This is a genomic window from Thauera sp. ZXT1-4, from assembly GCF_052598215.2.
In genome coordinates this window covers 155625-177421 of the sequence record NZ_JBQWSN020000004.1, presented here as the reverse complement: position 1 = coordinate 177421, position 21797 = coordinate 155625, and the positions used below count along the sequence as shown (strand labels likewise).

The window sequence follows — 21797 nt, the reverse complement described above, 5'->3', positions numbered from 1 at the left end:
GGCCCGTATTGTGTGGCCGTGTGTTTTTCAGCGTTCCGAAGCACTATGCCACGCTCTGCGCTGCAACGCATGCGCCGTAGTTCACGGTTTGCTTGCTCAGACTCATCGAAGCGTCCGCGCCAGCGCTTCCAGCGCAGTGAGCGCTTCGGTGTTGAGATACGAGGCTTGGGCGAACAGGGTCGGCAGGGATGCGCGATCGTCTGTGCGCCCGGCTTGCTCGAGCGCCTGCATCGCGGACTGCAGCGCATGGGCGCCGACGTTGCCCGCTGCAGACTTGAGGCTGTGCGCCGTGCGCTGGACACCCGCGGCGTCGCCTGCATGGACGGCGGCTTCGAGTTCGGCAAACAGGGCCGGAGTGGATTCGAGGTAGATGCGGAGTATGCGTGCGGCAAGCCGTGTTCCGCCCTCGGGGTCGAGTTCGCGATACTGTGCGATGCAGGCGGGGTCGATCGCCGATGCGGAAGGGGCGCCAGTGTCCTCGCCCCCGCCGGGGCCGGTGGGTGGCGGGCGCTTCGCCCCGGCCGCTTCGCTTCGCGTGGGGAGCCATGCCTCGACGGTCTCGCGCAGCTGCGCGAGCGTGTAGGGTTTGGCGAGGAAATCGTCCATGCCCGCGGCGATGCAGCGGTCGCGATTGCCTTCCATGACGTTGGCCGTGAGCGCGATGATCGGCGTACGTGGCGCGCCAGGCTGCTGTGCGCCGCGGATCGCGCGGCTCGCCTCGTAGCCATCCATCCGCGGCATGTGGCAGTCCATCAGGATCAGGTCGAAGTCTCGCTGCTGTGTCGCCTGCACCGCAGCGAGACCGTCCTCGACCACGCTGCACTGCAGGCCCATCCGGTTCAGCATCGCGCTCGCGAGCGACTGATTGACCGGGTTGTCCTCGGCCAGCAGCACGTGGCCGCTGAGGGTTGTGGGCGCGGTCGGGGCGGAGCCTTGGACTGGTGCTTCGGCCACCGGGGCTGGCGGCAGGGGCAGCGCCCGCCCCCTGGGCAGGGTCAGTTCCACGCTGAAGCGCGCGCCCTGGCCGGGCGTGCTGTCGACCGTGATGCGGCCGTGCATCAGCTCCACCAGATGGCGGCAGATGGCCAGCCCCAGCCCGGTGCCGCCGTAGCTGCGGGTGGTGGAGCCGTCGGCTTGGGCGAAGTGCTCGAAGATGCGCGCGTGGGCTTCCGGGGCGATGCCGATGCCGGAGTCGACGACGCGAATCGTTATCGCGCAGTCCTCGCCGGCGCCTTCGGCAAAGCGAGCGCTCAGCACGACCTTGCCGGTCGGGGTGAATTTGATCGCGTTGCTGAGCAGGTTGGCGACGATCTGCCGGATGCGGAAGGGGTCGCCGTAGAACATGCAGGGTGCGCCGGAGCCGGGCTCGAGCAACAGTTGCAGTCCTTTCTCCCGCGCGGAGTGGGCAAACAGCGCCAAGGCTTCTTCGAGCACCTGGCCGAGCTCGAACTCGATGCGTTCGAGTGCAAGCCGGCCTGACTCGATCTTGGAGAAATCGAGGATGTCGTTGAGCAGATTGAGGAGGTGGCGGCCGGAGCGCCGGACGGCTTCGGCATGGCTGCGCTGCTCGGGGTTCAGGCTGCTGTCGAGCAACAGTTCGGTCATGCCGAGCACGCCGTTCATCGGTGTGCGGATCTCGTGGCTCATCGTGGCCAGGAAGCTGCTCTTGGCAAGGCTGGCCGCCTCCGCCGCCTCCTTGGCGTGGCGTAGTGCTTCGGTGTGCTGGGCGAGGCGGATGTCGCGCTCTGCAAGCTGTTCGAGCATGAAGTTGAAGCGCTGCGCCATGGCATCGAGTTCTGCGATGTGGCTGGTGTCGGCGCGCGCGCCCTGGTCGTACTCGTGGTCGGCGACCCGGCCCATCTGCCGGGTGAGGTTGGCCAGCGGCGCAAGGATCGCGCCGTTGAGGTTGCGCAGCAGGGCTGCGGCCACCGCCATCGCGATCAGTGCGGCGAACAGGGTGATCGTGGCATAGGCGAGGCTCTGCAGGTGGATGGGGCCGAGATCTACCTCGAGCGTCAGTACGCCCAGTTTCTCGCCATGCAGGGTCACCGGCTCCGAAACCTGGAGGGTGCGAGCACCGATGCGGCTGTCGGAGCCCTCCGCCGTCTGCCCGGCCCGCCACGCAGGCGCATCGCCTTCTTCGTGAGGATAGCGGGCGATGCGCAGGCCCCGGTTGTCGTGAAGCTCTGCCTGCAGCACGCTCGCCGCGTGCTGCAGGGTTTCCAGCACGCGGCGCGCCGAGTCGGCGTCGTCGAAGGCGAGGCTGGCTGCGGCGTTTCCGGCCAGCACGCGGGCCATTGCATGGCTGTTCGATTTCAGGGCCATGGCGCTGATCACCACATTACCGACGATCAGCAGGGCGGCGACCAGGCCTACTGCAACGCCGAGCGCGATGAGGTTCGCCCGCCGCAAGGCGTGACCGAGTGAAACCCGGCGTGCGGGGGCTTCGTGGCGGGCGCGTTCTTCCATGGGTGCGGAGTGTGCGACGCTCAGGCCTGGGCCGTCAGGCCAAGTCGCCTGCAGATCTCCAGCGTCGGCCCAGCCGCGTTCATGCTGTAGAAGTGCAGGCCCGGCGCCCCCGCGGCGAGGAGTTTCTCGCACAGGCGCGTGACCACGTCGAGGCCCAGGGCGCGGATGGCATCCGTGTCGTCCCCATAGCTCTCGAAGGTCTTGCGCATCCAGCGCGGGATCTCGGCACCACAGGCGTCGGAGAAGCGTGCCAGCTTGCTGAAGCTGCCGATCGGCATGATGCCCGGCACGATGGGGACGTTCAGGCCCAGCTTGCGCACCGCGTCGACGAAGTTCAGGTAGGCGTCGACGTTGTAGAAGTACTGCGTGATCGCCGAAGTGGCGCCGGCCTCGACCTTGCGCTGAAAGGCGGCCAGATCGTCCCTGGGGCTTTTCGCCTGCGGATGCCACTCGGGATAGGCGGCGACCTCGATGTGGAAGCGGTCGCCTGTTTCGGCGCGGATGAACTCGACCAGCTCGTTCGCGTAGCGGAACTCGCCCGGATCCTGCACGCCCGAGGGCAGGTCGCCGCGTAGCGCGACGATGCGGCGGATGCCGGCGGCGGTGTAGTCCTGCAGGATCTCGCGGATGTTCTCGCGCGTGGAGCCGATGCACGACAGATGCGGTGCAGCCTCGAAGCCGGCGGCGGCGATCTCTTTGACCGTGTTGAAGGTGCGCTCGCGGGTGGAACCGCCGGCGCCGTAGGTCACCGAGAAGAAGGCGGGCTGCAGGGCTGCCAGGCGGTCGCGGGTGGCGCGCAGCTTGTCGGCACCTTCCGGGGTGGTGGGCGGGAAGAATTCGATGGAGATCTCGGGGGTCATGTCGGCTTTGCCCGCAGGGGGCGCGAAGGGTGTCAGGAAATGCGTGGGGACAGGGTGGCGTCCGCCAGCCTGCCATGAAAAAGGAATTCGTGGTTACCGTCGCCGCCGGTGATCGGCGAGTCGAACCAGTCGAGCACGTCGATGCCGGCTGCCCCAGCGGCGGCGCGGATGCGGGTTTCAACCCCGGAGTACAGGGCGGTGTCGCGCACGATGCCACCCTTGGTCAGGCCCTGAGGCCCGACTTCGAACTGGGGTTTGACCAGTGCGAGAACGTGGCCGCCCGGCGCAAGCAGCGCCGGCCACTGCGGCAGCAGCAGGGCGAGCGAGATGAAGCTGGCGTCGCAGACGATCAGCCCGAAGCCATGGGCCGGCATGTTTTCGCCGAGGTCGGCAGCGCGCAGATAGCGGGCATTCAAGCCTTCGAGCGTGATGCAGCGCGGATCCTGCCGCAGCCGGGAATGGAGCTGGTCGTGGCCGACCTCGATGCCGACGACCTTCGCCGCCCCCGCCTGCAGCAGGCAGTCTGTGAAGCCGCCAGTAGACTGGCCCACGTCCAGGCAGGTGAAGCCGCGCACGTCCAGCCCGGTGCGGGAGAGCGCGCCGGCGAGCTTGAGCCCGCCGCGCGACACGAAGCGGTCGTCGGGGTCGGACGTGACCGCCAGCCGCGCCGACGGCGGCAGGAGCTGAGCGGGCTTGCTCACTGGCTTGCCCTCGCAGCTCACCCGGCCGGCCTCGATCAGGGCACGCGCTGCGGTGCGCGAGGGCGCAAGGCCCTGCGCGACGAGCAGATGGTCGGCGCGCGGCAGCCCATGCCCAGCCGGGGCCGAGGTATGCGGGTGCGGCGTGGGGGGCGGGCGACTGCTGCGGCGGTGGAAGGACTTCAAGGCTGCCTCAACCGATCTTGATCACTTCGACGGGGTGCTCGTATACGTCCTTGCGCTTGTCGTAGAGCGGGATGGTCGTGCCGTTCAGGCGGTTGCTCTGCAGGTCCTTGAGGTCGACGTCGGCGACCACGATCTGCTCGATGTTCGGCGTGCCCTCGGCGGCGATGCCGTCGCGCGCGAAGGGGAAGTCCGAGGGCGTGATGATGCTCGCCTGGCCGTAGTGCAGGCCGAGGCCCTCGACCGGCAGGTTGCCCACGGTGCTGGTCATGGCCACGAAGACCTGGTTCTCGATCGCGCGTGCGTGGCAGCAGTAGCGCACGCGCAGGAAGCCCTGGCGGTCATCGGTACATGAGGGCACGAACAGGATGTCGGCGCCCGCCTCGCACACCATGCGTGCGAGCTCGGGGAACTCGATGTCGTAGCAGATCAGGATGGCGATGCGTCCGAAGGGCGTGTCGAACAGGCGCAGCTGGTCGCCGGCGTCGGTGTTCCACTTCTCGCGCTCCCAGCGTGTGCGGTGGATCTTGTCCTGCTCGAAGACCTCGCCTCCGGGGGTGAAGTAGTAGGCGGTGTTGAGCAGGCGGCCATCCTCGTGCAGCGTGGGGTGGCTGCCGCCGATGAGGTGCACGTTCCACTCGTGCGCCAGCTCGAGCATCAGTTCTTTGTAGCGCCGGGTGTAGTCGTTCATGTTGCGCACCGCGGCGCAGACGTCCGTGGTGTCCATGAAGGACAGCAGCTGGGTGGTGAATATCTCGGGCAGGAGCACGAACTGGGGCTTGTAGTCGCCCGCGGCCTTCATGATGAAGCGCACCTGGTTCTCGAAGCCCGCCCAGTCGTGGATGGAGCGCAGCAGGTATTGAACGGCGGCGATACGTACGATCATGGGTGGATATCCTCCTTGATTTCGGTGGGCCGGGTGGGGTCGTAGTCGGGGTTGAGCCAAACGATCAGCGAGGCGTTGCCATGCGACTCGACGTCCTCGGGCAGGTAGTCGGGGATCACGCCGCAGTACGAGAAGCCCTCGCGCAACTGGAAGCTCAGCACCGGGTCGGTGAAGTCGCCCCACACCACCTTCTGCGCGTAGAACTCGGGGCTCATCGCGTCGGCGTGTGCGGCGTAGCCCGGCAGCCGGCCACAGGCGATGATGCGTTTGAGGTTCATGGCCCGGCACAGGTTGCGCCTGCCCTCGTAGAGCAGATGACCAAGCCCCAGGCCGCGCACCTCGGGGTCGACGAAGACCTCGGCGCCATACAGCGTGCGGCCGTCCGGGTTGTGCTGATCGAAGGTGCCGGCGCCGGTGATCTCGCGCCAGGTGTGGGACTCGGCCCAATCGTCCCACAGCACGATCAGCGAACTCGCGCAGCCGGCCACGCCGTCGTCGGTCTCGACCACGATCTGGCCCTGCGGAAACACGTCGAGTTGCTCGCGCAGCTTGCGCTGGCTCCATGGCGGGATGGTCGGGTAGACACGCGCCTGCAGCGCGATCAGGGCGGGGATGTCCTCCACCCGGGTGTTGCGAACCCTCGGGTACGGCATGCTGATCCTCCTCGTTGCGCGCCGCGGGCGGGCGGCCCGGAGAGGCTCTGCCCGCGGCGCCGGCGCGGCATCAGTAGCGGTACTGGTCGGTCTTGTACGGGCCCTGCTTCGGTACGCCGATGTAGGCCGCCTGCGCGTCGGTGAGCTCGGTGAGCTGCACGTTGAGCTTCTTCAGCTGCAGGCGGGCGACCTTCTCGTCCAGGTGCTTGGGCAGCGTGTAGACGCCTACAGGATAGTCCGCCGTGCGGGTGAAGAGTTCGATCTGCGCGATCGTCTGGTTGGCGAAGGAGCTCGACATCACGTAGCTCGGGTGCCCGGTGGCGCAGCCGAGGTTCACCAGGCGGCCCTTGGCGAGCAGGATGATGCGTTTGCCATCGGGGAAGATGATGTGATCCACCTGCGGCTTTATCTCCTCCCACTGATAGCCCTCGACGCTGGCGACGTCGATCTCGTTGTCGAAGTGGCCGATGTTGCAGACAATGGCCTGGTCACGCATCTTCGCCATGTGGTCGTGGGTGATGACATGGTAGTTGCCGGTGGCGGTGACGAAGATGTCGGCCTTGTCGGCGGCGTACTCCATGGTCACTACGCGGTAGCCTTCCATCGCGGCCTGTAGCGCGCAGATCGGGTCGATCTCGGTCACCCACACCTGGGCCGACAGCGCACGCAACGCCTGGGCCGAGCCCTTGCCTACGTCGCCGTAGCCGCACACCACGGCGATCTTGCCTGCCACCATCACGTCGGTGGCGCGCTTGATGCCGTCGACCAGGGATTCGCGGCAGCCGTACAGGTTGTCGAACTTGGACTTGGTCACCGAATCGTTGACGTTGATCGCCGGGAACTTGAGTTCGCCGCGCGCGTGCATCTGGTACAGGCGGTGCACGCCGGTGGTGGTTTCCTCGGTCACGCCCTTGATCTGCGCCAGGCGGGTCGAGTACCAGGTCGGGTCCTGCGCCAGCTTGGCCTTGATCGCGGCGAAGAGCACGGTTTCCTCTTCCGAGCCCGGCTTGGCAAGCACGGAAAGGTCCTGCTCGGCGCGTGCGCCCAGGTGCAGCAGCAGCGTGGCGTCGCCGCCGTCGTCGAGGATCATGTTGGAGTAGCCACCGTCCTTCCATTCGAAGATGCGGTGGGTGTAGTCCCAGTAGTCGGTCAGCGACTCGCCCTTGACCGCGAACACCGGGATGCCGTCGGCGGCGATGGCCGCGGCGGCGTGGTCCTGGGTCGAGAAGATGTTGCACGAGGCCCAGCGCACCTGGGCGCCGAGCGCGGTCAGCGTCTCGATCAGCACCGCGGTCTGGATGGTCATGTGCAGCGAACCGGTGATGCGCGCGCCCTTGAGCGGCTGGCTGGCGGCGTATTCCTCGCGGATCGCCATCAGGCCGGGCATCTCGGTTTCGGCAATGCGGATTTCCTTGCGGCCCCAGTCGGCGAGCGACAGGTCAGCGACGACGAAATCGGTGAAACGGGTGTCAGCCACAGCGTTCATGAAAAGCTCCATGCTATGGCCGGGCGGGACGGGGGAGGGCAGCATGGCGCTGCAGGCGGCTCACCCGACATCCCGGACCCGGCAGGGGTTGAGACGATTAGCAGGTGAGCGCCGTTGTACTGCAACCCGCCGGGCGGCGGGGTCCGAGCCTGGGGGCCACAGCCGGCAAAGCCGGCGGGCGCCTCGCAGCGCTCCTCGGTAGCGCGTCATTATATCCGATGGATGTCCGCGTGGACCGTGATGGAAGAGACGGTGCAGGAAGAGACGATGAGGTGGTGATCGATGAGGTGGTGGCGCTCCGTGCCGGACGGCCCCCGGGATGTGACATCGTGCCTAAAGGCTTTCGTTGCCTTGCCGATATCCTCATCAGGATACGCTTATGACGGCCGGGGCGATGAAGCCGGGCCGACCCCCTGACTGCACGCACGAGAACGAAGATGGCTTCCAAGACCCTGTCCGTAAGATCCCAGCTCGTATTGCTGGCCGCTTCGACCTGCGGCCTTTTCCTGCTCGCCCTGGGCGGCGCGCTGTGGCAGATGCAGCTTGCGGGCGAGCGCCTGTCCGGCTTCATCGAGACCGAGCTCGCCGTTGAGCGTGATGTCACGCGCACCTATGCGCAAGGCCTGCAGATGGGCCAAGCCTTGCGCAATATCCTGCTCGATCCCGGTAACCCCAAGGCCTACGAGAACTTCGATCAGGCCAAGCACCAGTTCGACGGGATGCTGGCGCAGATCGTCGCGCGCGGACACGTCCTCGAGGGGGGTGCGGCCTCGGCCGCACGCATGCAGGAGATCGTCCAGCGCTGGGCGCCGCTGCAGGCGCAGGTGATCGAAAGGGTGCGCGCCGAGGACCTGCAGGCTGCACGCGAGGTGCTGGTGCGCAGCGAGACGCCGGCCTGGCGCGAGATCCGCGGCGAGCTGATGAAGCAGATCGCGCATCTCGAAAAGCTGACCGCCGGAATGCGATCGGATTCGGCACAGGCACTGGAGCGCAGTCGGCTCGTCGTTCTCGGGCTGGGCGCTTTTGCGCTGCTGGTGTGCGTGGTGGCTTCGGTGCTGGTGACGCGCAATGTGCTGTCCCGCCTGGGCGGCGAGCCCGCCTACGCGGCGGAGGTGGCGCAGCGTATCGCGGACGGGGATCTTCAGCAGCGTGTCGAGATCCGCGGCGGCGACGGGCGCAGCCTGCTGGCCGCGATGCAGGACATGCAGGGCGGACTGCAAACCATCATTCGGGGGATTCGCGCGGACGCCGGGCGGCTCGTCGCCGCGGCGGACGCGCTGCGCAACAACGAGGAGAAGGTGGCAACCGCTACCCTGGCGCAGACCGACGCGGCGCAGGCGATCGCGGCTTCGATCGAGGAACTGAGCACCAGCATCTCGGTCGTCGCTGAACATGCGAACGACGCTGACCGCCTCAGCGGCAACTCCGAAGCTCAGATGCACGACAGCGTGAAGGTGATCAACCAGGCGGTCGAAACCATCGGCCTGGTGGAGCAACGCATGACCGCGTCAGCCGCGGTGGTGGCGGACCTCGGCATCAGTGCGGAGAGCATCTCCAACATCGCGCAGGTCATTCAGGACATTGCTGACCAGACCAATCTGCTGGCGCTCAATGCCGCGATCGAGGCGGCGCGCGCGGGTGAGCAGGGACGTGGTTTTGCCGTCGTGGCGGACGAGGTGCGCAAGCTCGCCGAGCGTACCCGCCAGTCGACACACGAGATCAATGCCATGATCGAGCGCGTTCAGGCCAATGCCCGTCAAGCCGTGGGGACGATGGAGGAGGGGCGCCAACTGGCAGAGCGCGGCGCCGAGAACGCCGAGCGCGCGCGCGCCGCTGTGGCTGCTTTGGAGGGCGGCGCGGTCGAGGTGCGGGAGGTGGTCGGGTCGATCAACGCCGCCCTTGGCGAACAGCGTCAGGCCAGCTCCGATATTGCTCAGCGCGTCGAGAGCATCGCCCGCATGAGCGAAGAAAGCCACGGCGCCACGCGCGACTCGTTGCAGCGCGCCGGAGAGCTGAGCCAGCTCGCGGACGCGCTCGAGCAGGCAGTGCGCCGCTTCCGCGTATCGGCCTGAGGGCAGGCGCTGCGTTCAGCGGCGCGGGTTGCTGTCGGATTGGCGGAGCATGCTGACGATCAGTGTGATCACCGTGATCGGCAGCACATAGCCGAGCATCACGCCCGAGAAGGCCGGCAGGCTGTCGTGCTGTTGCGCCTGCAGCACGAGCCAGGCGGTGTAGATAGCGTAGTAGGCCAGGAACACGCCGCCTTCCCAGCGTGCGATCTCGCGCCCGCTGATCATGATCGGCAGGCAGGCGAAGGCCACCGCCAGCATCACCCACAGGTCGAAATTGCGCGCCGCCTCCGACACCGGCAGGCCGGCACCCGACACGATGCCGGTGAGGCCGAGCACGGCGAGGATGTTGAACACGTTGCTGCCCACCACGTTTCCTACCGCGATGTCGCGCTGGCCGCGCATCGCGGCGACGATCGAGGTGGCGACTTCGGGCATCGAGGTGCCGACCGCGACCACGGTGAGGCCGATCACCAGGTCGCTGACGCCGAAGGCGCGTGCGAAGGCGACCGCCGAATCCACCAGCCAGTTGGCACCGACCACCAGCATCACCAGACCGACCACGATGAGCCCGATCTGCACGCTCCAGTGGCGGTCCCAGTTCGAGGTGGGGATCTCGGTTTCGAACTCATCCTGAACACTCTTCGAGGCACGCCGCGATTGAACGACCAGGAACACCGTGTACGCGATCACGAGAGCGAACAGCGTGATCGACTCGATCAGACCGATCCGACCGTCGAGCGCAACCACCACCAGTAGCGCCGAGGCGCCGATCATGATCGGGATCTCCTGGCGGATGATCTGCTCATCGACCAGTAGCGGCGTGATCAGGGCCGAGATGCCGAGGATCAGCAGGATGTTCGCGATGTTGCTGCCGACCACGTTGCCGATCGCCAGATCCGGGCTGCCCGAGAGCGCGGAGCCCACTGAAACCGCCATCTCTGGCGCACTGGTGCCGAAAGCGACCACAGTCAGGCCTACCACCAGGGGCGACACGCCGAAGGACACCGCCAGGCGTGAAGCGCCGCGCACGAGGACGTCGGCGCCGATGACGAGGACGACGAGGCCGAGGACGAACATCAGGGTTTGCTGGAGCATGAGGAAGAGTCTTGCGTTCTGGTTTGGGGCGGGACAGTGCAGACTGTTGCGCAGGCCAGAGGTTCGCACGCGAGTACGATCCTGCGCGGTCCTGCGCGGACGATCAAAAGAAGACGCCCCTCACCGTTGCCGGAGAGGGGCGTGCGGTACGGGGCAGTATTTTACAGCCCGGCGTCGGCGCGCAGGGCGGCCGCCTTGTCGGTCTGTTCCCAGGTGAAGCCCGGCTCATCGCGGCCGAAGTGGCCGTAGGCCGCGGTGCGGGAATAGACGGGGCGCAGCAGGTCCAGGGCCTGGATGATCGCCTTCGGACGCAGATCGAAGTGGTGGCCGATCAGTTCGACGATCTTCTCATCGGCCACTTTCCCAGTGCCGAAGGTGTTGACCATCAGCGACACCGGACGCGCGACACCGATTGCGTAGGCCACCTGCACCTCGCATTTGTCGGCGAGGCCCGCGGCGACGATGTTCTTGGCCACGTAACGGCCGGCGTAGGCGGCCGAGCGGTCGACCTTGGACGGATCCTTGCCCGAGAAGGCGCCGCCGCCGTGGTGGGCCGCGCCGCCGTAGGTGTCGACGATGATCTTGCGCCCGGTCAGGCCGCAGTCGCCGTGCGGGCCGCCGACCACGAAGCGGCCAGTGGGGTTGACGAGGTAGCGGACGTCGCCCTTCATCAGCTCGGGCGGCAGTACCGGCTTGATGATCAGCTCGATCACCGCCTCGCGGATCTGCTCCTGGGTGACGTCGGGGTCGTGCTGGGTGGACACCACGACGGTGTCGATCGCCACCGGCTTGCCGTCGACGTACTTGACCGTGATCTGGCTCTTGGCGTCGGGGCGCAGCCAGGGCAGGCGGCCGTCCTTGCGCACCTCGGCCTGGCGCTGCATGACGCGGTGGGCGTAGTAGATCGGCAGCGGCATCAGGCTGTCGGTCTCGTTGGTGGCGTAGCCGAACATCAGGCCCTGGTCGCCGGCGCCCTGGTCGAGCGGGTCGTCGTTGGCAGCATTGACCCCCTGAGCGATGTCGGGCGACTGGCGGTTGATCGCGGCCAGCACCGCGCAGCTCTTGTAGTCGAAGCCGATGTCGGAGTTGTCGTAGCCGATGCGGCGGATCACGTCCTGCGCGATCTCGCGGTAATTGGGGTGAGCGGTGGTGGTGATCTCGCCCGAGATCACGACGAGGCCTGTGGACACCAGCGTCTCGCAGGCGACGCGCGCCTTGGGGTCTTCGGCGAGGATGGCGTCGAGCACGCCGTCGGACACCTGGTCGGCGACCTTGTCGGGATGGCCTTCGGAGACCGACTCGGAGGTGAAGAGAAACTCAGCCATGCTGCTGCTCCTTGAAAAGCAAAAATCCCCGCCATTCTGGCCTTGCGTCTGCGGCCAGCTCCGGGGATTTCGTCGAGCAGCCGACGCTTTAGCAGTATTTGTGAGGCAGTCCCGCTGCCATGCCGCCCTGCAAGTTGTCGAGTTAACTCGGCGGCAAGTCGCGGATTATAGACCGAAGCGGCCGGGTGTGTAAGCATTCGGGGCGCACGGTGATTTGCGTCTCTCCGTGAAAGCGGCTGTGGAGGCGGGCTGGCGTGCGAATGGCTGCGACCGAACAGGCGATGTTCGCAGATACGCCCGCGCCCACAATCTCTCTTGTCGCGGTCACTTGTCGCTGTCGTTTCTCGTTCTCTCGTCGTTGTCGTGCCGCGACGCTTCGGGCACTTTCATGGGATCCCGTTCGTGTTGCTTCAAAGCTTCTTTCGACTGCTCTCGCGCCTGCCCCTGTCCTGGCTGCACCGCCTCGGCGGTTGGGCGGGCTGGCTGACCTACAAGGCCTCACCGTCCTACGCCCGCCGCCTGCGCGAGAACCTGTTCAACGCGCTCGGTCGCGAGGACGAGGCGGTGCTGCGCGCGGCGATTGTCGAGGCCGGGCGCCAGGCGCTCGAGTTGCCCTTCATCTGGGGGCGGCCTGCATCCGAGGTGGTGGCGAGCGCCGTGCGCACCGAAGGCTGGGCGCTGGTCGAGGCCGCGCGCGCCGAGGGCGCGGGCATCCTCTTCATCACTCCTCACCTGGGCTGCTTCGAGATCACCGCGCAGTGCATTGCGGCGCAGATTCCGATTACCGTGCTTTACCGCCCGCCGCGCAAGGCAGTGCTGCAGCCGCTGATGGAAGCCGGTCGCGCACGCGGGCAGATGCGCACCGCGCCGGCGGACCTGTCGGGCGTGCGCAAGCTGGTGAAGACCCTGCGCAGCCATGAGGCGGTGGGCATGCTGCCCGACCAGGTACCGGGCGCGGGCGAGGGGGTGTGGTCCACCTTCTTCGGCAAGCCGGCATGGACGATGACGCTGGCTGCGCGCCTGGCGGCGGTGAAGGGCGTGCGCGTGATCTACACCTGGGCCGAGCGCCTGCCGCGTGGCGAGGGCTATGTGTTCCGCCTGCAGGCGCCTACCGAGGCGCTGACCGGCGAACTGGAAGCCGATGTCGCGATCATCAATCGCGAGGTCGAGCGCATGATCCTGCAGTGTCCGCAGCAATACCTGTGGGGCTACAACCGCTACAAGGGGCCGCGCCGTGAGCGCGAGGAGGATGTGCCCGGAGCGGACGCGGAGCGCGCATCGTGAGCCGCCTCGTCATCGCCCTGATCTGGCTCCTGCACTGGCTCCCGCTGGCGGTGCTCGCGCGCGTGGGCTCGGGCTTTGGCTGGCTGCTGTATTGGGTGGTGGTGCCGCGCCGCAAGGTGGCGCTGACCAACCTGCGCCTGTGCTTCCCCGAACTGTCCGAAACCGAGCGGCGACGGCTGGCGCGGCGTCACTTCGCGTTCGCCGGACGCAGCATGCTCGAGCGCGGCCTCGCCTGGTGGGCCGGTCCCGCGCGCCTGCGGGCGACGGTGCGCATCGACGGGCTCGAGCATCTGCACAGGCTGCGCGCCGAGGGGCGACCGGTGCTGCTGCTCGCGCCACACTTCCTCGGTCTCGACATGGCGGGCACCCGGCTCACGCTGGAAGGCGACTTCGTCAGCGTGTATGCGCCGCAGAAGGACAAGGTCTTCGATCGCTGGCTGCATCACGGCCGCAGCCGCTTCAACAATCAGTTGCTGCTTTCGCGCCATGACGGCGTGCGTGCTACGGTCAAGGCGATGAAATCCGGCCGTCCCTTCTACTACCTGCCCGACCTCGACTACGGCCGCAAGGAGTCGATCTTCGTGCCCTTCTTCGGCGTGCAGGCGGCCACGATCACCGGCCTGCCGCGGCTGGCGCGGCTGGCGGGTGCGGCGGTGGTGCCCTGTGTGGTGCGAATGCTGCCGGGCGGTGGCGGATATTTGCTTGAACTCGGCGCGCCGTGGGCCGACTATCCCACGGACGACGTCGAGGCTGACACCCTGCGCATGAATGCCTGGCTCGAAGGTGTGGTACGCACCATGCCCGAGCAATACTATTGGGTGCATCGCCGCTTCAAGACCCGGCCCGAGGGTCAGCCGCGGATTTACTGAGACACTGGAAAGACCTGCGAGATGAAATTGCGCTTCACCAAGATGCATGGCCTGGGCAACGACTTCGTCGTCATCGATGCCACCCGCACGCCCGTCGAACTCACGCCTGCTCGGGTCAGGGCGATTTCCGATCGACACTTCGGTGTGGGCTGCGACCAGTTGCTGGTGGTCGAGCCGGCGAGTCGTCCCGGCGTTGACTTCCGCTACCGCATCTTCAACGCCGATGGCGGCGAGGTCGAGCAGTGCGGCAATGGCGCGCGCTGCTTCGTGCGCTTCGTGCACGACAAGGGGCTCACCGACCAGGATGAGATCCGGGTTGAGACGAAATCCGGGATCATCGCCCCCCGCCTGCGTGCCGACGGACTGGTTACGGTGGACATGGGAGTGCCCGAGCTTGCACCGGCGAAGATCCCCTTCGTGTCCGATTCGGATGCGGTGGTGCAGCCGCTCGCGGTGGGTGAGCGCGTGGTTGCGATCACGGCAGTTTCGATGGGCAATCCGCACGCGGTGCAGGTCGTGGCCGATGTCGATGCTGCGCCGGTGGTCGAACAAGGGGCGCTGATCGAGCGCCACGAGCGCTTCCCGGCGCGGGTCAACGCCGGCTTCCTGCAGGTGCTGGACGCCCATGCCGTGCGCCTGCGCGTGTTCGAGCGCGGCGCAGGCGAGACGCTTGCCTGTGGCACCGGCGCCTGCGCGGCGGTGGTCGCGGGCATCCTGCGTGGCCTGATCGAATCGCCGGTGCGGGTGCACACCCGCGGTGGCGAGTTGGAAATCGCCTGGGCCGGACCAGGTGCGCCGGTGTCGATGACCGGACCGGCAGTGACCGTATTCGAAGGCGAAATGACGCTCGACTGAAGGGGGCAGGACTGCCCACCAGGCGCGGGCCCCGGTTTTTGCGGCCCGCCCCGCGCCGGATGGCAGCACTGAGGATTGCCGACTGTCGCCGTACCTTTTGCAGCACTGGAGTGAAAAGAATGAATGCCGAAGATGTCGCGCGCTACCTGCGTGAGCACCCCGATTTCCTCAACGAGCATCACGAGCTGTTCACCGAGTTGACCGTGCCGCATCCACAGCATGGCGGGCAGGCGATCTCGCTCGCCGAGCGTCAGCTCCATGCCCTGCGCGACAAGATCCGCGCGCTGGAGGTCAAGCTGGCTGAACTGATCCGCTTCGGCGAGGAGAACGACGACATCAGCGCCAAGGTGCACCGGCTTGCGGTCGCGCTGCTGCTGGCTGGCTCGCAAGCTTCGGTCCGTGCCGCGTTGGTCGATGGGCTGCGCGACGACTTCGCAGTCCCGCATGTCAGCCTCAAGCTGTGGGGCGCGGTTGCGGAGGCCGTAGGCGAGGGCTCGCCCTTGGGCGACATGGCGGTCAGCGAGGCGGTGCGCCGGCAGATCGATGCCTTGCGCCACCCTTATTGCGGTGCGCCCGAAAGCATGGAGATGGCGAGCTGGTTCGGCGAGGCTGCTCCCCACATTCGCTCGCTGGCGCTGATGCCGCTGCGTGACGCGGGTGGGTGTTTCGGTCTGCTCGCCCTGGGGAGCGAGGAGGCCGAGCGTTTCTATGCGGAGATGGGCACGCTGTACCTCGACCGCATTGGCGACATGGCTGCCGCCGCGCTGGCGGCGCGCGCGCGCTGAGTGTGCGCACAGGCCGTCCGGCGATGCCGGCCGCACGCCGTGACCTGCGTACCTCGCCGATGAAAGCGTCGCTCCGCAGCGCTCAAGATGCGGCCGTGCCGCTTCCAGCGGATTGTGAGGCCTGGCTCGACTGGCTGGCCACGCAGCGGCGGGCTTCACCGCTTACGCTCAAGGCCTACCGGGTGGGCCTGCAGGCGCTGTTGCGCATGGCTGACGGGCGCCCGGTTGCGGAGCTGGAAAGCCAGGACGTGCGCCGCTTCGTCGCCCGTCTGCATGGGGAGGGGCTGCAGGGGCGCAGTATCGCCCGCCACCTTTCGACCTGGCGGGGTTTGTACCGCTGGCTGATCCGTCACCGCGGCCTGCGCGCCAATCCGGTGCTGGGTGTCCGGCCGCCCAAGACGCCCTCCACGCTGCCGCGTGTGCTGTCGCCCGACCAGGCGGCGGCATTGCTTGAGCCGGCGGCAGAAAATCTGCTCGAAACGCGAGATATCGCGATGTTCGAGCTTTTTTATTCATCCGGTCTACGTGTCTCCGAACTCGCCGGCCTCGACATCGAGGGCGGACTGGATCTTGCCGAGGCCATGGTCACGGTGCGCGGAAAGCGCAACCGCAACCGCAGCGTGCCCGTGGGGAGCCGGGCCGTGCACGCTCTGCGCGCCTGGCTCGCAGTGCGGGGACAACTTGCGCCTGCGGGAGAGCCCGCGCTCTTCGTCACCCGCAGCGGCGGCCGTCTGAGCATCAGCGGCATTGCCAACCGGCTCGGCCAGCGGGCACGGACGCTGGGGCTCAGCGTGCACGTCCATCCACACATGCTGCGGCACAGCTTCGCGAGCCATCTGCTGCAGTCGAGCGGCGACCTGCGCGCGGTGCAGGAGTTGCTCGGTCATGCGAGCATTCGCAGTACGCAGATCTACACTCACCTTGATTTTCAGCACCTGGCGAAGGTCTATGACGCAACCCATCCGCGCGCGAAAAAATAGCTTACGCCCTTGACAATCCCCATATTGGGTAGTTTGGAAAGTAAGCATATTCTCCGATCGGATATGCTCATGGTGTCCAAGTAGTCGCTAAAGACTCCATAACTATTCCAATACCGCCTCAAGCCTGCAAAAGTGGTAAAGCAGGGCAAGGCAGCAATATGGAAACCATGCCTCCTCCAGTTCTCCCCGCTCCTCTGCACAATGCACCGCAGGATAATGGCCCGTCAGGCAGCGACGCGCGCCGCGTGTTGCGTTCTGCAGCGCTCATTCTGGCTCAGCACGAGATTCGCAGCGTGCGTCGGTGGTTCGAGGAGTTCGATCGCGACATCCTGTTGGCCATCCTGCTCGGCGAGATCGCGCTCCACAATGTCGGCGCGCTGCAGCATGGCCTTGCCCGGCGCGGGCACAATGGCAATGGGCACGACGAGGCCGATAGCGAGGATGTGCTCGCCGAGGCGTTCATGCGCAAGATGAACCCCTGTAATGCCTACTCCATCGCTGCAGCGACGGGGTTGCCGCGAGAGACCGTGCGACGAAAGATCGCCCGCCTGATCGAGATGGGCTGGATCGTCCGCAACGGGAACGGCCACCTGTACATCACCGAGTCGGCGCTGGCGCAGTTCGGCGCCCTGCTCAGTTCAAGCGCGCTGTGCGAACTGCTTGAGACCGCGGACCGCCTGCGTGCCTTGATCGAAGGGCCGGCAGCCTGAGGTCTCAGGCTCACGTCATCCGTTGAGCGGGTGCTGCCGCGCTAGCCCGCGGCAGTGAAGGCCTGGGTGGTCGGCCACGCCATCAGCGCGTATGCGAGGGCGGACGATAGTCCGGGTTCGGGCCGGGTTCGGCTGTCTGGAAGGCGCTCGCGATCAGGACGATGGCGAGCACGATCAGCGCGAAATACTGGCGCTGCCCTGCAGTACCGGGCAGATGCCGTGCCGCGCTGTAGTACATCTCCTTCATGTAGCGCATGCCTGCCAGCGCGAGCGCCAGCATGCCGGCGCCCAGCAGGCGCGCAGCGCTTGGGTCGAAGTCGTGTCCCATGGAGGGATCCCAGCGCGAGGGCAGGAAGAATGCCGGTGCCTGGGTGAGCAGATACAGCCCCCCCAGCAGGCACAGCGTCAGTGCCACCACCTGCAGCGAACGCACCGGTCACTCTCAGCGCGCGTCGAACAGGTCGCCGCCCGCGCGCGGCGGCGCGAGCCCGAAGTGCTGCCAGATGGCGTGCGTGGCCATGCGCCCGCGCGGGGTGCGCTGCAGGTAGCCCTGCTGGATCAGGTAGGGCTCGATGACGTCCTCGATGGTGTCGGTGGATTCACCGATCGCCGCGGCAATGTTGTCCAGGCCGACCGGACCGCCGGCGAATTTCTCCAGCATTGCCGACAGCAGCTTGCGGTCCATCAGGTCGAGGCCGAGGGTGTCCACGTCCAGCATGCGCAGCGCCGCGTCCGCCACCGCCGCGGTAATGTGGCCGCCGGCTTTGACTTCGGCATAGTCGCGCACGCGGCGCAGCAGTCGGTTGGCGATGCGCGGCGTGCCGCGCGCGCGGCGGGCAATCTCGAGTGCGCCCTTGTCGTCGATCTCGACGTTGAGCAGGCGTGCCGAGCGCCCGACGATGAAGCCGAGCTCCTCCGGCGTGTAGAACTCCAGCCGCGACACGATGCCGAAACGGTCGCGCAGCGGGTTGGTCAGCATGCCGGCGCGGGTGGTGGCGCCGACCAGGGTGAAGGGCGGCAGGTCGAGCTTGACCGAGCGTGCCGCGGGGCCCTCGCCGATCATGATGTCGATCTGGAAGTCTTCCAGCGCCGGGTAGAGGATTTCCTCGACCACCGGCGACAGGCGGTGGATCTCGTCGATGAACAGCACGTCGTGCGGCTCGAGGTTGGTGAGCAGCGCGGCGAGGTCGCCCGCGCGTTCGAGCACCGGGCCGGAGGTCTGGCGCAGGTTCACGCCCATCTCGGCGGCGACGATGTGGGCCAGTGTGGTCTTGCCCAGCCCGGGCGGGCCGAACAGCAGCACGTGGTCGAGCGCCTCGCTGCGGTTGCGCGCGGCCTGAATGAAGATCTCCAGCTGTTCGCGGATCTTGGCCTGGCCGACGTATTCGGCGAGGCGCTTGGGCCGCAGCGCGCGCTCGATCGCGTCTTCCTGGCGGTCGGCGGGGGCGGCGGAGATCAGGCGCTCGGCGGGGGGGGCGGCCTTGAGCTTGTCGGTTTCGATCATGGGTGTGTCCTTACCGGGATCACCGGGCGGCGCCCCGCAGCGCGGGACGCATGGAGCCTGTGCATCATGGCTTCGAGAGCGCCTTCAGCGCCTGGCGAATGCCGTCGGAGACGCCGACGCCCTCGGCCAGCGCCTTCATCGCCGACAGTGCCTCGCGCTCGTTGTAGCCGAGCGCGAGCAGAGCGTTGAGGATGTCGCTCCGCGCGTCGGGTGCGGCGCCCGGCGCTGCGGTGAGGCGCGCGCCAGCCATGCTGGGCAGCGCCTTGCCGAGCTTGTCGCGCAACTCCAGCAGCAGGCGCTCGGCGGTCTTCTTGCCGATGCCAGGGATTTTCACCAGGCGCCCGGCCTCCTGCAAGGCCACCGCCTGCGCGAGGTCGTTGACCGAGAGCCCGGAGAGCACCGCCAGCGCCATGCGCGCGCCCACGCCGGAGACCTTGAGCAGCTGGCGGAACGCAGCGCGCTCCTCTTCGGTGGCGAAGCCGAACAGGAAATGGCCGTCCTCGCGCACCACGTGATGGGTGTGCAGGCTCACTGCGCCGCCGGTGGCGGGCAGGTTGTAGAAGGTGCTCATCGGCACGTCGATCTCGTAGCCGACGCCGTGCACGTCGACGAGGATCTGCGGCGGGTTCTTTTCCAGCAGGGTGCCGGTGATGCGTCCGATCATGGGGGGCTTCGGGAAGAACGCCTCGATGGCGCGATGCGCAAGTCTATCAGGGCTGGGCCCTGCCGCAGCAGCAAGGGTGGGATTTCATACAGCGCCTGGACAGCAGGGCGGGGCCTCCTGGGCGGTCCACGCCCGGTGGCTGCGGAGCGGGACCGCTGCGCTTGCAGGGGCGTGCGCATCCACAGCCATTCGCTTATCAGGCTAGAATCCAGCGGTTTCGCGGGCCAGCGCCCGAATTTGCCGGCCGGCACGCCAGCCCGTGGAGGGCCGCCGATGCCTGACGGCCATAATCAAAGAGGAGACTCCCATGCAGCCGATGAAGAAACTCGCCGCCGCTCTTGCCCTTTTGGGTGCGATGGTCGCCACCGCACACGCTGACGACATCAAGGTCGGCATCGCGCTCGACATCTCCGGGCCGTTCTCGGCGCTCGGCGCCGAGGCGCGCGACGGTTTCGAGCTTGCGATCGAGAAGCTCGGCGGACAGCTCGGCGGGCGGCCGGCGGAGTTCATCCGCACCGATTTCGGTGGCAACCCGGAGCAGGCCAACCAGCTCGTCTCGCGCTACCTGCAGCGCGACAAGATCGACTTCTTCACTGGCCCGATCGGCTCCAATGCCGCGCTCGCGGTCGGGCCCGCGCTGTTTGCCGCCAAGGTGCCCTACCTGTCTGCCAACCCCGGCCCGAGCGCCTACGCCGGTGCCAAGTGCAGCCCGTACTTCTTCGCCCAGTACCAGAACGACACCTACGACGAGGCAGCGGGCAAGGTCGCCAACGAAAAGAGTTACCAGAACGTGGTGCTGATCGCGCCCAACTACCCGGCCGGCAAGGACCACCTGAACGGTTTCAAGCGCCTGTACAAGGGCGCGGTGAAGGACGAGATCTACACCCGGCTGGGACAGATCGACTACGCCGCCGAGATCGCGCAGATCCGTGCGGCTGCGCCGGACGCAGTGTTCTTCTTCCTGCCGGGCGCGATGGGCATCAACTTCGTCAAGCAGTTCGTCGGTGGTGGCCTCAAGGACATTCCGCTCATCGCGCCCGGCTTCTCCGCCGACGAAGATGTGATCCAGGCCGTGGGCGAGCCGATGCTCGGCGTGCTCAATACCGCGCACTGGACGCACGACCTCGATGTGCCGGCCAATGCCGAGTTCGTCGCAGCCTTCCGCAACAAGTACGAAGGCCGCTACCCCTCGGTGTACGCAGCGATGGCGTACGACACGCTGATGGCGATGGACGCCGCGGTGCGCGATGTCGGCGGCAAGCTCGAGGACCGCGAGGCAGTGCTGAAGGCGCTGAAGAACCCGAGCTTTGCCTCGGTACGGGGTGCGTTTCAGTACGGCGCCAACAACTTCCCGGTGCAGAACTACTATCTGCGCGAGGTAGGCAAGGACGCTGAGGGCCGCCTGACCAACAAGCTGGTCGGCACCGTGCTCGAGCAGCACCAGGACGCCTACGTCAGCGAGTGCAAGATGTAAGCTGGACGCTATCTTCGCCCGATGGATGCCATCTTCGTCTTCGAGCAGTTGCTCAACGGCCTGGGCTACGGGCTCATGCTGTTCCTGATCGCCGCCGGGCTCACGCTCGTGTTCGGCATCATGGACACCATGAACCTCGCCCACGGCTCGCTCTACATGGCCGGCGCGTACGTGGCCGCGCGTGTCCATGAAACGAGCGGCTCGTTCGCGCTCGCGGTGCTGGTCGCAGTTGGTTTGACGGTGGCGGTGGCGGGGGTGCTCGAACTCCTCGTCATCCGCCGCCTGTACCGGCGCGACCATCTGGTACAGGTGCTCGCCACCTTCGGCATCATCCTGATTGCCGACGACGCGGTGAAGGCGATCTGGGGCGTGGCGCCGCTGCTGGCCTCCACGCCCGCGGCGCTCGCCGGGCCGGTGCAGCTGTTCGAGGGTCTGCCCTATCCGTCCTATCGTCTGCTGCTGATCGGCGCCGGGCTGGCAGTGGCGCTCGGGCTGTATCTGCTGGTGAACAGCACCCGCATCGGCATGCTGGTGCGCGCCGGCGCGTCGAATCGGCAGATGGCGGAGCTCATGGGCGTGCGCGTGGGCGCGGTGTTCTCCTTCGTATTTGCGCTCGGCGCCGGGCTGGCGGCGCTGGCCGGAGCGCTGATGGCACCGATCAGTTCGGTGCAGGTCGGCATGGGCGAGGCGATCCTGATCCCGGCGTTGGTGGTGATCGTGATCGGCGGTATCGGCTCGGTGCGCGGTGCCTTCGTGGCTGCGCTGCTGGTCGGGCTGGTGGATACCGCCGGACGCGCCTTCCTGCCGCCGGCACTGCGGGCGGTGCTGCCGCCTTCGGTGGCGGCAGACCTTGGCCCGGCGCTCGCCGGCATCGCCATGTACGTGCTGATGGCGGCCGTGCTGACGCTCAAACCCGCGGGGCTGTTCCCCGCGCGCGGGTGAGGG

Annotated in this window: 20 protein-coding genes and 1 riboswitch; of the genes, 9 read left to right on the top strand and 11 right to left on the bottom strand. The window is 67.2% G+C overall.

Going from position 1 to position 21797, the window contains the following annotated elements; all coding sequences use genetic code 11:
- Positions 1-102: 102 nt before the first annotated feature.
- The 6 genes from ACUH78_RS05415 to ahcY all read right to left on the bottom strand — a co-directional run bounded on the left by ACUH78_RS05415 (position 103) and on the right by ahcY (position 7235).
- Positions 103-2469: an ATP-binding protein gene (locus ACUH78_RS05415; RefSeq protein WP_445332936.1), complete on the bottom strand. Its 2367-nt coding sequence runs from the start codon at positions 2467-2469 to the stop codon at positions 103-105.
- A 20-nt stretch (positions 2470-2489) separates the two neighbouring features.
- Positions 2490-3329 (bottom strand): methylenetetrahydrofolate reductase [NAD(P)H], encoded by an 840-nt coding sequence (gene metF, locus ACUH78_RS05410; RefSeq protein WP_445332935.1) that lies wholly within the window; start codon positions 3327-3329, stop codon positions 2490-2492.
- Positions 3330-3361: 32 nt separating this feature from the next.
- The gene (locus tag ACUH78_RS05405; RefSeq protein ID WP_418364506.1) at positions 3362-4213 is read right to left on the bottom strand and encodes a TlyA family RNA methyltransferase; all 852 of its coding nucleotides are present in this window, start codon (positions 4211-4213) and stop codon (positions 3362-3364) included.
- 7 nt (positions 4214-4220) lie between these two features.
- Positions 4221-5096, bottom strand: a complete 876-nt coding sequence (locus ACUH78_RS05400; RefSeq protein WP_418364507.1) for a carbon-nitrogen hydrolase family protein — start codon at positions 5094-5096, stop codon at positions 4221-4223.
- Positions 5093-5749 (bottom strand): GNAT family N-acetyltransferase, encoded by a 657-nt coding sequence (locus tag ACUH78_RS05395; protein WP_418364508.1) that lies wholly within the window; start codon positions 5747-5749, stop codon positions 5093-5095. The genes ACUH78_RS05400 and ACUH78_RS05395 overlap by 4 nt, the downstream gene beginning before the upstream one ends.
- 70 nt (positions 5750-5819) lie before the next feature.
- Positions 5820-7235 carry an adenosylhomocysteinase gene (gene ahcY / locus ACUH78_RS05390; protein ID WP_445332934.1) on the bottom strand — a complete coding sequence of 472 codons (1416 nt, stop codon included), beginning with the start codon at positions 7233-7235 and terminating at the stop codon, positions 5820-5822.
- 99 nt (positions 7236-7334) lie between these two features.
- Positions 7335-7439: riboswitch (S-adenosyl-L-homocysteine riboswitch) on the bottom strand.
- Between the two features lie 233 nt (positions 7440-7672).
- On the opposite strand from ahcY, the gene ACUH78_RS05385 reads away from it, so the two are divergent.
- Positions 7673-9307 (top strand): methyl-accepting chemotaxis protein, encoded by a 1635-nt coding sequence (locus ACUH78_RS05385; protein ID WP_445332933.1) that lies wholly within the window; start codon positions 7673-7675, stop codon positions 9305-9307.
- 15 nt (positions 9308-9322) lie between these two features.
- Here ACUH78_RS05385 and ACUH78_RS05380 read toward each other — a convergent pair whose 3' ends face one another.
- Positions 9323-10402, bottom strand: coding sequence for a calcium/sodium antiporter (locus tag ACUH78_RS05380; protein WP_445332932.1), 1080 nt, complete (start codon positions 10400-10402; stop codon positions 9323-9325).
- 161 nt (positions 10403-10563) lie between these two features.
- Positions 10564-11727: a methionine adenosyltransferase gene (gene metK / locus ACUH78_RS05375; protein WP_435750984.1), complete on the bottom strand. Its 1164-nt coding sequence runs from the start codon at positions 11725-11727 to the stop codon at positions 10564-10566.
- 402 nt (positions 11728-12129) lie between these two features.
- On the opposite strand from metK, the gene ACUH78_RS05370 reads away from it, so the two are divergent.
- The 6 genes from ACUH78_RS05370 to ACUH78_RS05345 all read left to right on the top strand — a co-directional run bounded on the left by ACUH78_RS05370 (position 12130) and on the right by ACUH78_RS05345 (position 17210).
- Positions 12130-13011, top strand: coding sequence for a lysophospholipid acyltransferase family protein (locus tag ACUH78_RS05370; RefSeq protein ID WP_435750983.1), 882 nt, complete (start codon positions 12130-12132; stop codon positions 13009-13011).
- Positions 13008-13880: a lysophospholipid acyltransferase family protein gene (locus ACUH78_RS05365; RefSeq protein WP_445332931.1), complete on the top strand. Its 873-nt coding sequence runs from the start codon at positions 13008-13010 to the stop codon at positions 13878-13880. The genes ACUH78_RS05370 and ACUH78_RS05365 overlap by 4 nt, the downstream gene beginning before the upstream one ends.
- A 21-nt stretch (positions 13881-13901) precedes the next feature.
- The gene (dapF, locus tag ACUH78_RS05360) at positions 13902-14735 is read left to right on the top strand and encodes a diaminopimelate epimerase (RefSeq protein WP_418364515.1); all 834 of its coding nucleotides are present in this window, start codon (positions 13902-13904) and stop codon (positions 14733-14735) included.
- A 119-nt stretch (positions 14736-14854) separates the two neighbouring features.
- A complete protein-coding gene (locus ACUH78_RS05355; RefSeq protein WP_445332930.1) occupies positions 14855-15520 on the top strand; it encodes a DUF484 family protein in 666 nt (221 codons plus the stop codon).
- A gap of 59 nt (positions 15521-15579) precedes the next feature.
- Positions 15580-16500 carry a tyrosine recombinase XerC gene (gene xerC, locus ACUH78_RS05350; protein WP_445332929.1) on the top strand — a complete coding sequence of 307 codons (921 nt, stop codon included), beginning with the start codon at positions 15580-15582 and terminating at the stop codon, positions 16498-16500.
- 167 nt (positions 16501-16667) lie between these two features.
- Positions 16668-17210, top strand: coding sequence for a helix-turn-helix domain-containing protein (locus ACUH78_RS05345; RefSeq protein WP_445332928.1), 543 nt, complete (start codon positions 16668-16670; stop codon positions 17208-17210).
- Positions 17211-17292: 82 nt separating this feature from the next.
- On the opposite strand, the gene ACUH78_RS05340 is transcribed toward ACUH78_RS05345, so the two are convergent.
- The 3 genes from ACUH78_RS05340 to ruvA all read right to left on the bottom strand — a co-directional run bounded on the left by ACUH78_RS05340 (position 17293) and on the right by ruvA (position 19378).
- The gene (locus ACUH78_RS05340) at positions 17293-17643 is read right to left on the bottom strand and encodes a hypothetical protein (RefSeq protein WP_445332927.1); all 351 of its coding nucleotides are present in this window, start codon (positions 17641-17643) and stop codon (positions 17293-17295) included.
- A 9-nt stretch (positions 17644-17652) separates the two neighbouring features.
- Positions 17653-18714: a Holliday junction branch migration DNA helicase RuvB gene (gene ruvB / locus ACUH78_RS05335; protein ID WP_445332926.1), complete on the bottom strand. Its 1062-nt coding sequence runs from the start codon at positions 18712-18714 to the stop codon at positions 17653-17655.
- Positions 18715-18778: 64 nt separating this feature from the next.
- The gene (gene ruvA / locus ACUH78_RS05330; RefSeq protein WP_418364521.1) at positions 18779-19378 is read right to left on the bottom strand and encodes a Holliday junction branch migration protein RuvA; all 600 of its coding nucleotides are present in this window, start codon (positions 19376-19378) and stop codon (positions 18779-18781) included.
- A 307-nt stretch (positions 19379-19685) separates the two neighbouring features.
- Here ruvA and ACUH78_RS05325 point away from each other — a divergent pair, with 307 nt between their 5' ends.
- Positions 19686-20852 (top strand): ABC transporter substrate-binding protein, encoded by a 1167-nt coding sequence (locus ACUH78_RS05325; protein WP_445332925.1) that lies wholly within the window; start codon positions 19686-19688, stop codon positions 20850-20852.
- A 21-nt stretch (positions 20853-20873) separates the two neighbouring features.
- Positions 20874-21794, top strand: coding sequence for a branched-chain amino acid ABC transporter permease (locus tag ACUH78_RS05320; RefSeq protein ID WP_435750977.1), 921 nt, complete (start codon positions 20874-20876; stop codon positions 21792-21794).
- Positions 21795-21797: the final 3 nt, after the last annotated feature.